Source organism: Mangrovimonas sp. sgz306409 (assembly GCF_059735265.1).
In genome coordinates, this window is the sequence record NZ_JCAPEU010000003.1 from 455,439 (window position 1) to 468,613 (window position 13,175).

Annotated in this window: 13 protein-coding genes; 5 read left to right on the forward strand and 8 right to left on the reverse strand. The window is 39.0% G+C overall.

The window, feature by feature from the left end; all coding sequences use genetic code 11:
• Positions 1 to 54: 54 nt before the first annotated feature.
• Genes rluF through AC6I5C_RS07840 form a run of 6 tightly spaced genes read right to left on the reverse strand, consistent with a single transcriptional unit; the run spans position 55 to position 5,133 of the window.
• Positions 55 to 813: a 23S rRNA pseudouridine(2604) synthase RluF gene (gene rluF, locus AC6I5C_RS07815; RefSeq protein ID WP_497904655.1), complete on the reverse strand. Its 759-nt coding sequence runs from the start codon at positions 811 to 813 to the stop codon at positions 55 to 57.
• A gap of 16 nt (positions 814 to 829) precedes the next feature.
• Complete coding sequence (locus tag AC6I5C_RS07820; protein WP_497904656.1) at positions 830 to 1,657, reverse strand: alpha/beta fold hydrolase; 828 nt, start codon at positions 1,655 to 1,657, stop codon at positions 830 to 832.
• Entirely contained in the window at positions 1,657 to 2,019 is a 363-nt protein-coding gene (locus AC6I5C_RS07825) for a cupin domain-containing protein (RefSeq protein WP_497904657.1), read from the reverse strand. Before AC6I5C_RS07825 ends, AC6I5C_RS07820 begins: the two co-directional genes overlap by 1 nt.
• 5 nt (positions 2,020 to 2,024) lie before the next feature.
• On the reverse strand, positions 2,025 to 2,990 hold the full coding sequence (locus AC6I5C_RS07830; protein WP_497904658.1) for a YitT family protein: 966 nt from the start codon (positions 2,988 to 2,990) through the stop codon (positions 2,025 to 2,027).
• A 15-nt stretch (positions 2,991 to 3,005) separates the two neighbouring features.
• On the reverse strand, positions 3,006 to 3,560 hold the full coding sequence (locus tag AC6I5C_RS07835) for a hypothetical protein (RefSeq protein WP_497904659.1): 555 nt from the start codon (positions 3,558 to 3,560) through the stop codon (positions 3,006 to 3,008).
• A 40-nt stretch (positions 3,561 to 3,600) separates the two neighbouring features.
• Positions 3,601 to 5,133, reverse strand: coding sequence for a helicase HerA-like domain-containing protein (locus AC6I5C_RS07840; RefSeq protein WP_497904660.1), 1,533 nt, complete (start codon positions 5,131 to 5,133; stop codon positions 3,601 to 3,603).
• A 104-nt stretch (positions 5,134 to 5,237) separates the two neighbouring features.
• Here AC6I5C_RS07840 and AC6I5C_RS07845 point away from each other — a divergent pair, with 104 nt between their 5' ends.
• A complete protein-coding gene (locus AC6I5C_RS07845) occupies positions 5,238 to 5,867 on the forward strand; it encodes a 7-carboxy-7-deazaguanine synthase QueE (protein ID WP_053975692.1) in 630 nt (209 codons plus the stop codon).
• Between the two features lie 52 nt (positions 5,868 to 5,919).
• Here the strand turns inward: AC6I5C_RS07845 and AC6I5C_RS07850 are convergent, their stop codons facing one another.
• Positions 5,920 to 6,456 (reverse strand): DUF2911 domain-containing protein, encoded by a 537-nt coding sequence (locus tag AC6I5C_RS07850; protein ID WP_497904661.1) that lies wholly within the window; start codon positions 6,454 to 6,456, stop codon positions 5,920 to 5,922.
• Between the two features lie 233 nt (positions 6,457 to 6,689).
• Between AC6I5C_RS07850 and asnB the strand changes: the two genes are divergently transcribed.
• Positions 6,690 to 8,354, forward strand: a complete 1,665-nt coding sequence (gene asnB / locus AC6I5C_RS07855) for an asparagine synthase B (protein ID WP_497904662.1) — start codon at positions 6,690 to 6,692, stop codon at positions 8,352 to 8,354.
• A 375-nt stretch (positions 8,355 to 8,729) separates the two neighbouring features.
• Positions 8,730 to 10,670 carry a DNA topoisomerase (ATP-hydrolyzing) subunit B gene (gyrB, locus tag AC6I5C_RS07860; RefSeq protein WP_497904663.1) on the forward strand — a complete coding sequence of 647 codons (1,941 nt, stop codon included), beginning with the start codon at positions 8,730 to 8,732 and terminating at the stop codon, positions 10,668 to 10,670.
• Positions 10,671 to 10,722: 52 nt separating this feature from the next.
• Here gyrB and AC6I5C_RS07865 read toward each other — a convergent pair whose 3' ends face one another.
• Positions 10,723 to 11,058 carry a cupin domain-containing protein gene (locus tag AC6I5C_RS07865; RefSeq protein WP_497904664.1) on the reverse strand — a complete coding sequence of 112 codons (336 nt, stop codon included), beginning with the start codon at positions 11,056 to 11,058 and terminating at the stop codon, positions 10,723 to 10,725.
• A 235-nt stretch (positions 11,059 to 11,293) separates the two neighbouring features.
• Between AC6I5C_RS07865 and mdh the strand changes: the two genes are divergently transcribed.
• Complete coding sequence (mdh, locus tag AC6I5C_RS07870; protein ID WP_053975687.1) at positions 11,294 to 12,220, forward strand: malate dehydrogenase; 927 nt, start codon at positions 11,294 to 11,296, stop codon at positions 12,218 to 12,220.
• A 149-nt stretch (positions 12,221 to 12,369) separates the two neighbouring features.
• Positions 12,370 to 13,008: a hypothetical protein gene (locus AC6I5C_RS07875; RefSeq protein ID WP_497904665.1), complete on the forward strand. Its 639-nt coding sequence runs from the start codon at positions 12,370 to 12,372 to the stop codon at positions 13,006 to 13,008.
• Positions 13,009 to 13,175 lie beyond the last annotated feature (167 nt).

A 13,175-nucleotide genomic window follows, 5' to 3' on the forward strand; every position in this document is an offset into this window, starting at 1 on the left:
TTGCTAATACATATAAAAAAGGAGCTCATCGAGCTCCTTTTTTATTATAAATATTTAAGGGTTTTTACGTCTTGTTGGTGGTTTTGGGGTATAGCTTTTGGTTGAACCTTGCAACAACTTTTCAAGGCCGTTCATTTCCTCTTTGGTAAGTTCACGGTATGCTCCAAGAGGTACATCAAGATTGATATTCATGATTCTTACACGCTTTAAGGTTTGTACTTCGTAACCCAAATACTCACACATGCGACGTATTTGTCGGTTGAGCCCTTGGGTTAATACAATCTTGAATTCATACTTGCCTAACTTTTCAACTTTACATTTTCTGGTAACTTGATCCAGAATAGGAACACCGTTAGACATACGCTCGATAAACGTTTGCGAAATAGGTTTGTCAACAGTTACAATATATTCCTTTTCGTGGTTGTTGCTAGCTCTAAGAATTTTATTGACGATGTCACCGTCATCTGTCAATAGGATCAATCCTTCACTGGGTTTATCCAATCTTCCAATGGGGAAAATACGTTTAGGGTAATTTATAAAGTCAATGATATTGTCTTTTTCAACTCGGGTATCTGTAGTGCAAACAATACCTACAGGTTTGTTGAAAGCAAGGTATACAAAACTTTCTTTGGTGTTGGTGACTAATTTTCCATCCACATGTACCTGGTCCGTGGGAGCTACTTTTGTACCCATTTCAGGAACTTTTCCGTTAATGGTCACGCGTCCAGCATCAATAAGTTTATCGGCCTCTCTTCTTGAGCAATAACCAACTTCGCTGAGGTATTTATTTAATCGTTTCAATTGATCTTCCATGGCGCAAAGATAGTGTTTAACCCTCTAAAAAAGAATGAATATGATTGCTTACCGTAGCATTGTTGAGTGAATGGCCAAAACCATTGGTGGTGATCAATTTACTGTTGTGGTAGGCATTTTTTAGTAGAAGGGCATCTTGATAAGGAATGATCTTATCCAATTCATCATGGATAATCAGTGTTTTTGGTGTGATATTAGAGATGAATTTTGAAGTTGAAAACTCTTTTGGAGTAACGCCAAATCTGTCTCGAATAATGGAATTTAGTTGATTGGATACTCTTCTATTGTAGCCTAGCATTTCAACATAACGATTCAATATTCCAGAAAACTCGGAAGGAGCTCCCAATAAAATCATTTTTTGTATGGAAGAAATCTGATGGGTGTGTTGAAAATAAACCGAAGCCATGCCACCAACAGAATGCCCAATAATAATGCTTGGGCTATATTTTTTAGCAACCACATTTATGAATTCAGCATAGAGAAGTGCATTGAAGCCCTTGCTTCCTGAATTTCCATGTGCCGGAGCATCTAAAGCTACAATGTTGTAATCCTTTGCCTTTAATTCTAGGATGAGGTTTTTCCAGCGTGCCGAATTGCTTTCCCAACCATGAACCAATAAAACGGTTTCTTTCTTCCCCAGCCAACGATAGGTCATTATGGGAATGTTGTTGTATTGTAATTCTTCCTTGAAAGCCGTGTTTAAAAAATCCGATTGTTCTTCATTAGGCCTGCCCTTTAAAGGAGTTGAAAATATGCTTAAGGCCCTTTCAGCAGCAAAAGATTTCGAGATGAAACTTGAGGTGTTTACACTTAGTCCCACAAGTTTAACCAAAGTATTTTTCATTATGATTCTCTATTGACCAAGTCCATTGAAAACGCGGGTTTGCAAATAGCAATGTATTCGCAAGGTTCTGTAAATGGATTGGAGTATTGTATTCTAGTATGCTTGTTTATTTTAATAGATTGACCTGCTTTTAGCACAACGGTTTCTCCTTCAATAATGAATTGCTTTTGACCTTTTATAATGAAAGTATATTCATCAAATTCCGGTGTTTGGAAAGGTTCGCTCCAGCCGGGAGGTGCTATCATATGGGCAATGCTCAATTGGGTGTCGCCATTGGTGGCCACTCCAAAATGTTCCTTAATTACTTTTCCATCATCGGTGGGAACAACAAAAGGATTGTCTTGGACGGTATAATTTTTCATCGACTTTATTTTAATGGTTTTCTCTTGATCATGCCTCCTTTAATGTCCTTGACAACTCCCATAATAATGAAAGCGTTTTTGTCTATCTTATCAGTTTCGGTGTGTAATTTAGCCAATTCCAAACGTGTTACTACTGTATAGATAATGTCTTTTTCGTAGCTTTTTCCGTGTTGGCCATAACCGCCTTTTCCAGCGTAAATGGTACAAGCACGACGTAGTTTTTCAATAAGCATGATTCGTATTTCTTCATGTTTTTCAGAAATAATGGTCACACCAACATATTCTTCCACACCGTCAACAACAAAATCAACAGTCTTGGCAGCGGCAAGATAGGTGAGAATGGCATAGAGTGCCGTTTCTATTGAAAGAATATAGGCGCCAAATGAAAAGATAATAATATTGGTCACCAAGAGGACATCTCCGACAGTCATCGATAGTTTTCGGCTTAAATAGATGGCCAAAACTTCTGTTCCGTCGATAACGCTGCCGCCACGCATAGCCATTCCAATTCCCAACCCTAGGAAGAATCCTCCAAAAACAGCAATGAGCAGTTTGTCATCGGTAATAGTGGGATACTCCACAAAATGGACTACAAAGGCCAAAAAGGCTATTGCGCTAATACTTTTTAAAGCAAATTTAAGGTTGAAGGTGAGAGCGCCTAAGATTAAAAATGGGATGTTGACCAAGACAAGAAGGTAGCCTAGTTCAATGTGGGTGATATTTTCCAATAACAGGGAAATCCCAGTAGCTCCTCCATCGATAAAGCGATTGGGTAATAAAAACCCTTTTAATCCAAATCCAGCCGAAAATACACCAAGGACAATAAAAAAATAGGACCTGATGGCATGTGACAATTCTACCCGTAGGGATGTTACCATTGGCTCAATTTGCTTTTTGGAAATAGGTTTGTGGTCTGTTTCCAGGCGTTTGCGAGCAATGTCGGCGAGTAGTTTTGAAAAAAAAGGGTTCATTTCGTTATTTCATATCTAGTTCCAGTGTACGAAAAAGTACTTCACTTTGGCACTGTCTGGAATTTGTGATTTTTCAATCTTCAAATTCATGTCAAACCTTAAGTTGGCAGGCAATTCTTTTTTGTCAATCGTAAACGAGGCATTGATTTCATCAACAAATACCACAACGGTATTGATAAGGTTATTGATTCTGGTAATTTTATAAGAATCTTGAATTTCCTTAAATGTACTTACCGTAGAAATGTTTTTTGCGGTTTTGAAGCGTGGGTCCATTATCTGTACACTTTCTATGGTAGCTGTAGAATCCAATGCCTGAGTTGGAGTCAATACCAACAATTTGTCTCCGGTTTTTGTGAAAATTTCTATATCGCTGCCTCCTCTCATATATTCATCACCTGTAATTGGTTGGGCAATGGAATCCTGGGCAAAAATCATTTTGAGATCTTTAACTTTTGTGGAATCGGTAAGCAATCCTACATGTTGCTTTTCAATGGCAAAAGGATCTTGTTCCTTTTTACAGCTTACCGCTAAAATTGATAGAATACTGAGGCTTAAAATAGATTTGTACATTTCTTTAAAAATGGTTTGTAATTAATATTAGGTTAAAGGTTTATTTTAAAACTTTGTTAAGTATACCAAAGACACCACGGATAAATGAGGGACTGGTCACTACTTTAATTAAGGGATCTAAAGAGTTGTCTCGCTTGGTAGACGATGTTTGCTTTCTTTGAGCTTTCTCTATGGTTTTTTGCTCCTGTTCGGCTTTTTCTTGAGATTCTTTGGCTTGGGCTACTTCAATTTTCTTGTTCAGTAGTTCGTAGGCACTTTCTCTGTCAACAGTTTCATTATATTTTTTGACCAAATTAGATTTGGAAAGTAATTCACTCAACTCTGTTTCGGTTAGAATGTCCATGCGGCTCATGGGAGCACGCATCATGGTTGCTGCTAAAGGCGTTGGTCTTCCTTTTTCATCCAATGCAGAAACCAAGGCTTCTCCTGTTCCCAAAGAAGTAAGGACTTCCGTTGTATCGTAATAGTCTGTTTCAGGATAGTTTTCAGCGGTAAGCTTAATGGCTTTTCGGTCTTTGGCTGTAAAAGCGCGAAGGGCATGCTGGATCTTAAGTCCCAATTGTCCCAAAACAGATTCTGGCACATCGGTAGGATCTTGCGTTACAAAATAAATCCCGACACCTTTACTTCTGATAAGTTTTATGATACTCTCTATTTGGTTGAGTAAGGCTTTGGAAGCTTCATCAAAAATAAGGTGAGCCTCATCGATAAATAGTACCAGCTCTGGTCTTTCGCCATCACCTTGTTCTGGAAATGTAGAATAGATTTCAGCCAAAAGACTCAACATAAAGGTTGAAAACAGTTTAGGACGATCCTGAATATCTGTAAGGCGGATGATGTTAATGTACCCTTTGCCTTCTTCGTTTACACGTAACAAATCTTGCGGATCAAACGAGCGTTCTCCAAAAAACAAATCGCCTCCTTGCTGTTCCAGTTCCACAATTTTTCTCAAAATGGCTCCAGTGGAAGAGGTTGAAATGCGTCCGTAGGCAGCTTCAAATTCTTCTTTGCCTTCATCGGTAGCATATTGAAGAATCTTTTTGAAATCCTTCAAGTCCAAAAGCGGCAATTGATGGTCGTCACAGTATTTAAAGATAACGGCGATAATCCCTGCTTGGGTTTCGGAAACATCCAGTATTCTGGAAATTAACACAGGGCCAAATTCACTCACGGTAGCTCTCAATCGAACGCCATCCTGTTCAGAAAGGGTGAGGACTTCAACCGGGAAGGCTTTACTTTCAAAAGGAAGGCCAATGAGTTCATGACGTTCTTCAATTTTTGGATGACCAGGACTTGGTTTGGCTAAACCACTAAGGTCACCTTTGATGTCCATAAGCAATACAGGAATTCCTTTTTCAGATAAATTTTCCGCCAACACCTGCAGGGTTTTGGTTTTTCCTGTTCCCGTGGCACCGGCAATAAGGCCGTGACGGTTCATGGTTTTTAAAGGAATATTTACAAAGGCTTTGGGCAATGTTTTTCCATCCAACATAGCTGAACCTACTGTGATAAAGTCTCCTTTAAATGTGTTTCCTTCTTGAATGATATTGAGAAAGTCTTCCGTTTTGCCCATAGTCCCAAAATTTTTATAAAAGTACTAATCTTGCAGCAATACGCTGGAAAATCTTTTCAATATTTTAACAAGAAACTTCTACTAGTAACCTATCTTTGCACTCTATGAAACAAGATGTACAGACCTTGGTAGACAAGGGACTAATGTTGCCTTTGATGGAGGAATTTTACACCATTCAAGGGGAAGGATTTTATAAAGGAACAGCTGCCTACTTTATCCGTGTAGGTGGTTGTGATGTTGGATGTCATTGGTGTGATGTGAAGGAAAGCTGGAATGCCGAAATCCATCCGCCTACAGAAACTTCCAAGATTGTAGAAAACGCTGCAAAATATAGCGACACGATTGTGGTTACCGGTGGCGAGCCATTGACTTGGGATATGACGGAGTTAACAAGACAGTTGAAGGAGAAGGGATTGAAAGTTCATATTGAAACGTCTGGTGCATATGAGTTGAGCGGAACTTGGGACTGGATTTGTTTATCACCCAAAAAAATGAAGCTTCCAACACAAAAAGTGTATGAGAATGCCAATGAGCTTAAGGTGATTGTCTATAATATGGATGATTTCCGTTTTGCTGAAGAGCAGGCGGCTCAAGTAAACAAAGACTGTATTTTGTACTTACAGCCAGAGTGGAGCAAACGCGAAAAGATGATTCCGGAAATTGTGGATTATGTCATGAAAAATCCAAAGTGGAAAGTGTCCTTACAAACGCATAAGTACCTAAATATACCCTAATAAAAAAGGCCTTGAATTTTCAAGGCCTTTTTGTTGTGCTATGTAAAAGAATTTATTTCACTTCAATTGGGATGGCTACTCTTAGGGTGTCCCATCCTAAATACATGGTCGCATCTTTATCAAAAGTAATTGAAAAGGCTTCCAAAGCTTTTTTGTCTTCACTTACCGGAACGGTAACTCTCGCGACATCTTGTGCTTCGTCATAGGAATAAGCTCCCCAAACATTGGTAGCAGAATTCAAAATAATTGTCCATTGCTTTTCACCTGGAATTGTAAAAAATGAATACGTTCCGGCTTTTACAGGTTTTCCTGCAAAAACAACGTCTTTAGAGAACGTGATTTCAGTAGCTTCATTAGCTCCTGTACGCCAAACTTTGCCTTCTGGAGTCAATTTGCTTAGTGGGCGTCCCTTTAATTGAGGGCGGCTGTATATTACTTTAATGCTCTTGCTGCTTTCTTTGTGGCTAGTAGGATATGCAGCTGCATCCATTGGACTTTTGTCTAAATCGCTGAATTCTTGGGCATTTATACCTTGCGACAAAAACATGGTGAATACCAGTAAAAGTGTTGTGATGATTCTATTTTTCATAAAAATGTTTTTTTGACTGTTTAAAGATAGAAGAATTTGTAAAAATAGTTTCCGAAAAATCATACATTTTAAATTGACAATTGAAATGTGAATGGCTTAAAACCGTTGTTTTTAAATAACGATTTTTATTTAAAAATATTTTAAAAGTTACAAATTGGAAGTATAATGTGTTGTTATGTTTTTATTATGATATGTAAAATACATCTTTGACATGTAATTAAAACTTGATTAATATGTGTGGAATTGTATGTGCATTCGATTTAAAACAGAAAGCAGAAGATTTAAGACCCCAAGTATTGGAGATGTCTAAAAAGATCCGTCATCGCGGACCGGATTGGAATGGGATCTTTAATAATGAAAAGGCAATTTTGGCGCATGAACGTTTGGCTATTGTAGATCCCGCCTCAGGGAAGCAGCCGTTGTTGAGTGATGATGGTAAGTTGGTGTTGGCGGCCAATGGCGAAATTTATAACCATAGAACTTTGCGTAAGGAGTTCACAGGGACTTATGAATTTAAAACTGAAAGTGATTGCGAAGTTATTTTGGCGCTTTATAAAGAGCGTGGAGTTGATTTTGTAGATGAGCTAAGCGGTATTTTTGCCTTTGCTATTTATGATTTAGATAAGGATGAATATTTTGTGGCTCGTGACCATATGGGGATTATTCCTTTATATATAGGATGGGATGCCAATGGAACTTTTTATGTAGCTTCTGAATTGAAAGCGCTTGAAGGTATTTGTACTAAAATAGAATTGTTTCCTCCGGGGCATTATTTATATAGTAAGGATGGCGAATTTGTGCAGTGGTACAAAAGAGATTGGACCGATTATGAAGCTGTAAAGGATAATGAAACCAGTATTGAAAAAATTAGGGAAGCCTTGGAAGCAGCTGTACACAGACAATTGATGAGTGATGTGCCTTATGGGGTGCTGCTGTCTGGAGGTTTGGATTCTTCGGTAACATCGGCCATTGCTAAAAAATATGCCCAAAAACGTATTGAAAGCGATGATGTATCGGATGCTTGGTGGCCGCAATTACACTCCTTTTCTGTAGGATTGGAAGGCTCACCGGATTTAGCTGCGGCTAGAAAGGTAGCAGATCACATAGGCACGGTGCACCACGAAATAAAGTTCACCATTCAGGAAGGCTTGGATGCCATTAGGGATGTTATCTACAACTTGGAAACTTATGATATCACTACCATTAGGGCAAGTACGCCAATGTATCTAATGGCTAGAGTAATCAAGTCTATGGGGATTAAAATGGTGTTGTCTGGAGAAGGTGCTGATGAGCTGTTTGGAGGTTATTTGTATTTCCATAAAGCACCAAATGCACAAGAGTTCCATGAGGAAACTGTGCGTAAGTTGAGCAAGCTTCATATGTACGATTGCTTAAGAGCGAACAAAAGTTTGGCTGCCTGGGGAATTGAAGGACGTGTACCGTTTTTGGACAAGGAATTTATGGATGTGGCCATGAGCATCAATCCGCAGGATAAAATGATCAACGGAGAGCGTATGGAGAAATGGGTCGTGCGTAAGGCGTTTGAGAGTTATTTGCCAGAAAGCGTTGCTTGGAGACAGAAGGAACAATTTAGCGATGGTGTAGGGTATAGTTGGATTGATACCTTAAAGGAATTGGTAAGCGAAGCCGTAACCGATGAGCAACTGGCTAATGCTAAGTATAAGTTCCCTATACAAACCCCAACCAATAAAGAGGAGTTCTATTACCGCTCTATTTTTGCAGAGCATTTCCCTAGTGATGCAGCTGCTTTATCGGTGCCACAGGAAGCTAGTGTGGCCTGTAGTACCAAAGTTGCTTTGGAGTGGGATGAAGCCTTTAAAAACATGAACGATCCATCGGGTAGGGCCGTAGCAAATGTGCATGCCGAGGCCTATTAAGGTCTCAATTAGATTTCGTAGTTTTGTTTGTGAAACCTAAAATGTCGCCTCTGCGGGATTTTAGGTTTTTTTGCTTTTTGCTGATAAACGAAAAATGGAGAAAATCTATTTTAAGGCCTTTTTTAGCCTTTTTAAGCCATTTTTGAGTAGTTAACAATTGTTGATAATTTTGAATCAAACTCTCTAAAAAGCTTTTTAATGGTGCCTTAAATTCTTATCTTTGTGAGTACACTAAAAGATGCCGTACAGGGCATTTTTTTATGTGTTTTTGTAAAAATACTTGCTGATTTTTTATGCGAGTGATTAATGTAATTTTTAATCTATTAAAATTCAGTTAGTTATAAAATTTTAAAAGAAAATATAACATAGTAATATATGAAGGAAGAATTCAACAAGCACAATTATTCGGCGGATAGTATCCAGGCGCTTGAAGGGATGGAGCACGTACGTATGCGTCCATCCATGTATATTGGTGATGTAGGAGTACGAGGGTTGCACCACTTGGTTTATGAGGTGGTTGATAACTCAATCGACGAGGCTCTTGCGGGACACTGTAACAACATTACGGTTATTATCAACGAAGATAATTCCATTACTTGTGAGGACGACGGACGTGGTATTCCGGTAGACCTTCACAAGAAAGAGGGAATTTCTGCTTTAGAAGTGGTAATGACTAAAATTGGTGCTGGGGGTAAATTCGATAAAGATTCCTATAAAGTATCAGGAGGTCTGCACGGGGTAGGTGTGAGTTGTGTGAATGCGTTGTCTGAGCATTTAAAAGCCACCGTTTACAGAGACGGTAAAATCTGGGAGCAGGAGTATGAAAGAGGAAAATCTCTATATCCTGTAAAGACTGTTGGAGAAACTGAGCGTAGAGGTACGACTGTAACCTTTAAGCCAGATCCAACAATTTTCCAACAAACCTTAGAGTATAGCTATGATACCTTGGCAAGTAGAATGCGTGAGTTGGCTTACTTGAATAAGGGAATTACCATTCACTTGTTGGATAAGAGAAACAAAGACGAAAAAGGTGAATATTTAGGGGAAACTTTCTATTCTGAAAATGGATTGAAGGAATTCATTACCTATTTGGATGGAAACCGTGAACCGTTAATGAAGGATGCCATTGCCTTTGAAGGTGAGAAAAATGGTGTGCCAGTTGAGGTAGCCATGATTTACAATACTTCTTATGCTGAAAATTTACATTCCTATGTAAACAATATTAACACCCATGAAGGGGGAACGCACTTATCTGGTTTTAGAAGAGGATTGACCCATACTTTGAAAAAGTATGCCGATGAATCTGGAATGTTGGATAAGTTGAAGTTTGATATTGCAGGAGATGACTTCCGTGAAGGTTTAACGGCAATCATTTCGGTGAAGGTAGCGGAGCCTCAATTTGAGGGACAAACCAAGACCAAATTAGGAAACAGAGAAGTGTCTGCTAGTGTGAGCCAGGCGGTTTCAGAGATGCTGACTGACTATTTGGAAGAACACCCAGAAGATGCAAAATTAATTGTTGAAAAAGTAATCCTTGCTGCACAGGCACGTCATGCCGCTCAAAAGGCGCGTGAAATGGTGCAACGTAAAACAGTTATGAGTATTGGGGGGCTTCCTGGGAAACTGAGTGACTGTTCAGAGCAGGATCCAACAAAATGTGAGGTATTCCTTGTCGAGGGAGATTCGGCAGGTGGTACTGCCAAACAAGGTCGTGATAGAGCGTTCCAAGCTATTTTGCCTTTGAGAGGTAAAATCTTGAACGTGGAAAAAGCAATGACCCACAAGGTATTTGAAAACGAAGAAATCAAGAATATCTTTACCGCTCTTGGGGTGACTATTGGTACCGAAGAAGACAGTAAAGCCTTGAACCTTTCGAAGCTTAGATATCATAAAATTGTGATCATGTGTGATGCCGATATCGATGGTAGCCACATTGCAACCTTGATTTTGACCTTCTTCTTCAGATATATGAAAGAGTTGATTGAAAACGGACATATTTATATCGCAACGCCGCCACTTTACTTGGTGAAAAAAGGAAACAAAAAGCAGTATGCGTGGAACGATAAGGAACGTGATACTATTTCTGAAGAGTTTGGAGGAAGTGTAAACGTACAGCGTTACAAGGGTCTTGGAGAGATGAACGCAGATCAGTTGTGGGACACAACCATGAATCCTGAGTTTAGAACCTTGCGTCAAGTGAATATTGATAATGGTAGTGAGGCAGACCGTATTTTCTCAATGTTGATGGGAGATGAGGTGCCGCCACGTAGAGAATTCATTGAAAAGAATGCCATTTACGCAAATATTGACGCGTAATTGCAAACAGAATTAGAATAAAAAAGAGTGCTGAAAAGTACTCTTTTTTTGTTTATAAAAACTCTTCCCTAATAGGAGAAAAACTATCTATTAATCTCACATGTTCTGTGAGCGTCTGTATAGAGTGTTTCAGGTTGGAAGCTACTTTAAAACTGTCGCCGACATGCAAGGTGTATTGTCGGTTCTCAATAAAAAATAGTAAGGAACCAGAAGCTACATAAGTGATTTGTTCGTGTGGGTGATGGTGAAAAGGATCTGGAACTTCCATAGGGCCATTATGAAAATCGATGATGGTTACCATCAGGTCGTTTAGGTGAATAACTTTTCGTTGGATATCGGGATTTGAATTCACGGGTTGAAACCCATCGTCTGCTTTGATAACTTCCATTTTGTGTTGTGATTTCTTATTGAGAATGAACCAATAAAAGTACGGGATTTTTTTGTGTTTTCTGATTGAATTTCTTGAAAGTTGCGGTAGTTAGACAAGGTTTTTTACGTTTTGAAAACGGGCTTAAAATTGTTGCAAATATCCTTGTTATTTTATCTCTTTAGGCTTCATTAACCGTATAAAAATTCGTATTTTTGGCTGACTTAAAATCAACAAATACTAAAAATTTTTTTATATGAAAGTAACAGTAGTTGGAGCTGGTGCGGTTGGTGCCAGTTGCGCGGAATATATTGCAATTAAGGATTTTGCAAGTGAGGTGGTTTTGTTGGATATCAAAGAAGGTTTTGCCGAAGGTAAAGCTATGGATTTGATGCAAACAGCTTCTTTAAACGGATTTGATACCAAAATTACAGGGGTAACCAACGATTACACCAAAACTGCAGGTAGTGATATCTGTGTAATCACTTCAGGAATTCCTCGTAAGCCAGGAATGACTCGTGAGGAATTGATTGGAATCAATGCTGGAATTGTGAAAACAGTATCTGAAAATTTGATTGCAAATTCCCCAAACACAATCATCATTGTGGTGAGTAACCCAATGGATACTATGACCTACTTGGTACACAAAACATCTGGACTTCCTAAAAACCGTATCATAGGTATGGGAGGAGCTTTGGATTCGGCTCGTTTCAAGTACAGATTGGCAGAGGCTTTAGAAGCGCCTATCAGTGATGTAGACGGAATGGTTATTGGTGGACACAGCGATACAGGTATGGTACCGTTAACTGCCCATGCAACCAGAAACAGTATTAAAGTAACTGAGTTCTTATCGGAAGAAAGACTGGAGCAAGTTAAGGAAGATACTAAAGTTGGTGGAGCCACTTTAACTAAATTGTTAGGTACTTCAGCTTGGTATGCACCTGGAGCGGCAGTAAGCGCTTTGGTACAGGCTATTGCTTGCGACCAAAAGAAAATGTTCCCATGTTCTGCGTTGTTGGAAGGTGAGTTCGGTTTGTCTGACTTGTGTATCGGGGTACCAGTAATTTTAGGTAGAAACGGTATTGAAAGCATCGTAGAAATTGAATTGAGTGATGCTGAAAAAGCACATATGGCTGCTAGTGCAGAAGGTGTTACAAAGACCAACGGTTTGTTGGACGTATAATCACCAAACAATAAAAGATTGAAAAGGTTGCCATTAGGCAGCCTTTTTTTGTAAGAAGCTATTTATAAGTAGGTTTTAAATCTGATATAGCACCTTAATTTATGCGGGATTCAGCGAGTTCAATCTTGAAATTTTTATATATTTGGCGCATGAATTCAAGATGGTACATTAGTACTTTAATAATTATCCTTTCACTCTTAGGGGGAATTGCAGCAAAACAGCACAATCCTGTTCCAAATCAGGAAATCGTGTTGCAGTTCTCTAATGGGGATGTATCATCAGCTGAAGCCAAAAAGGCCATTGTCGAGCTAACCGAACAACTACAACAAGTAGGGGTTGAACATATCAAGGTTAGTGAACTTCAAGACGGACAGTTAAAAATTACCTATTACAGCGACACCGATGTTGCCAGTATCAAAAAGTTATTGGCAGAAGATGATTTGTTGGAGTTAGGCTACACTGGAGTTGAACACAAAGAGCAAGCTCCAAAAGTTCCAATCAAAGATTCTTCGGTTAAGTATGATCTGGATGTCTACGAAATCCACAAGGGGGATCATTCCGCCTTTGATTTAGGTGGAAAGATGGCTGTGGAACTGAAAGCAAACCACGATCGTTCTTTCATGGCACACGAATCCTTATCTGTGGAGGTGTTCAGTATTGAAACGGTGCCAACAGATGTAAAGGTTGCCTATAAATTCTACACAAATATTGCGCTTGCAATAGACAATATCTCCAAAAAAATCCCAGAAGTAAGGGCAGGCCCCAGCTTGTATGGGATGTTGGGATAAAATTCTTCCCGCACAATTATCAGCAAAAGAAGTTTTCAATGTCAACCAAAAAAGGGACAGCGAAAGCCTCAAAAAACACAGCTAGCTTTATGGAATATTCCATAAACAGCTAACCACTTACAAAATCATTTAGAATAATTGTCAAATCAAGGGTAAATTCTATATTT

Coding starts and splice junctions, on each gene's coding strand:
- gyrB (WP_497904663.1), top strand. CDS start 8,730: ATGAAGGAAGAATTCAACAAGCACAATTATTCGGCGGATAGTATCCAG.
- AC6I5C_RS07845 (WP_053975692.1), top strand. CDS start 5,238: ATGAAACAAGATGTACAGACCTTGGTAGACAAGGGACTAATGTTGCCT.
- rluF (WP_497904655.1), bottom strand. CDS start 813: ATGGAAGATCAATTGAAACGATTAAATAAATACCTCAGCGAAGTTGGT.
- mdh (WP_053975687.1), top strand. CDS start 11,294: ATGAAAGTAACAGTAGTTGGAGCTGGTGCGGTTGGTGCCAGTTGCGCG.
- AC6I5C_RS07830 (WP_497904658.1), bottom strand. CDS start 2,990: ATGAACCCTTTTTTTTCAAAACTACTCGCCGACATTGCTCGCAAACGC.
- asnB (WP_497904662.1), top strand. CDS start 6,690: ATGTGTGGAATTGTATGTGCATTCGATTTAAAACAGAAAGCAGAAGAT.
- AC6I5C_RS07840 (WP_497904660.1), bottom strand. CDS start 5,133: ATGGGCAAAACGGAAGACTTTCTCAATATCATTCAAGAAGGAAACACA.
- AC6I5C_RS07875 (WP_497904665.1), top strand. CDS start 12,370: ATGAATTCAAGATGGTACATTAGTACTTTAATAATTATCCTTTCACTC.
- AC6I5C_RS07850 (WP_497904661.1), bottom strand. CDS start 6,456: ATGAAAAATAGAATCATCACAACACTTTTACTGGTATTCACCATGTTT.
- AC6I5C_RS07820 (WP_497904656.1), bottom strand. CDS start 1,657: ATGAAAAATACTTTGGTTAAACTTGTGGGACTAAGTGTAAACACCTCA.
- AC6I5C_RS07825 (WP_497904657.1), bottom strand. CDS start 2,019: ATGAAAAATTATACCGTCCAAGACAATCCTTTTGTTGTTCCCACCGAT.
- AC6I5C_RS07835 (WP_497904659.1), bottom strand. CDS start 3,560: ATGTACAAATCTATTTTAAGCCTCAGTATTCTATCAATTTTAGCGGTA.
- AC6I5C_RS07865 (WP_497904664.1), bottom strand. CDS start 11,058: ATGGAAGTTATCAAAGCAGACGATGGGTTTCAACCCGTGAATTCAAAT.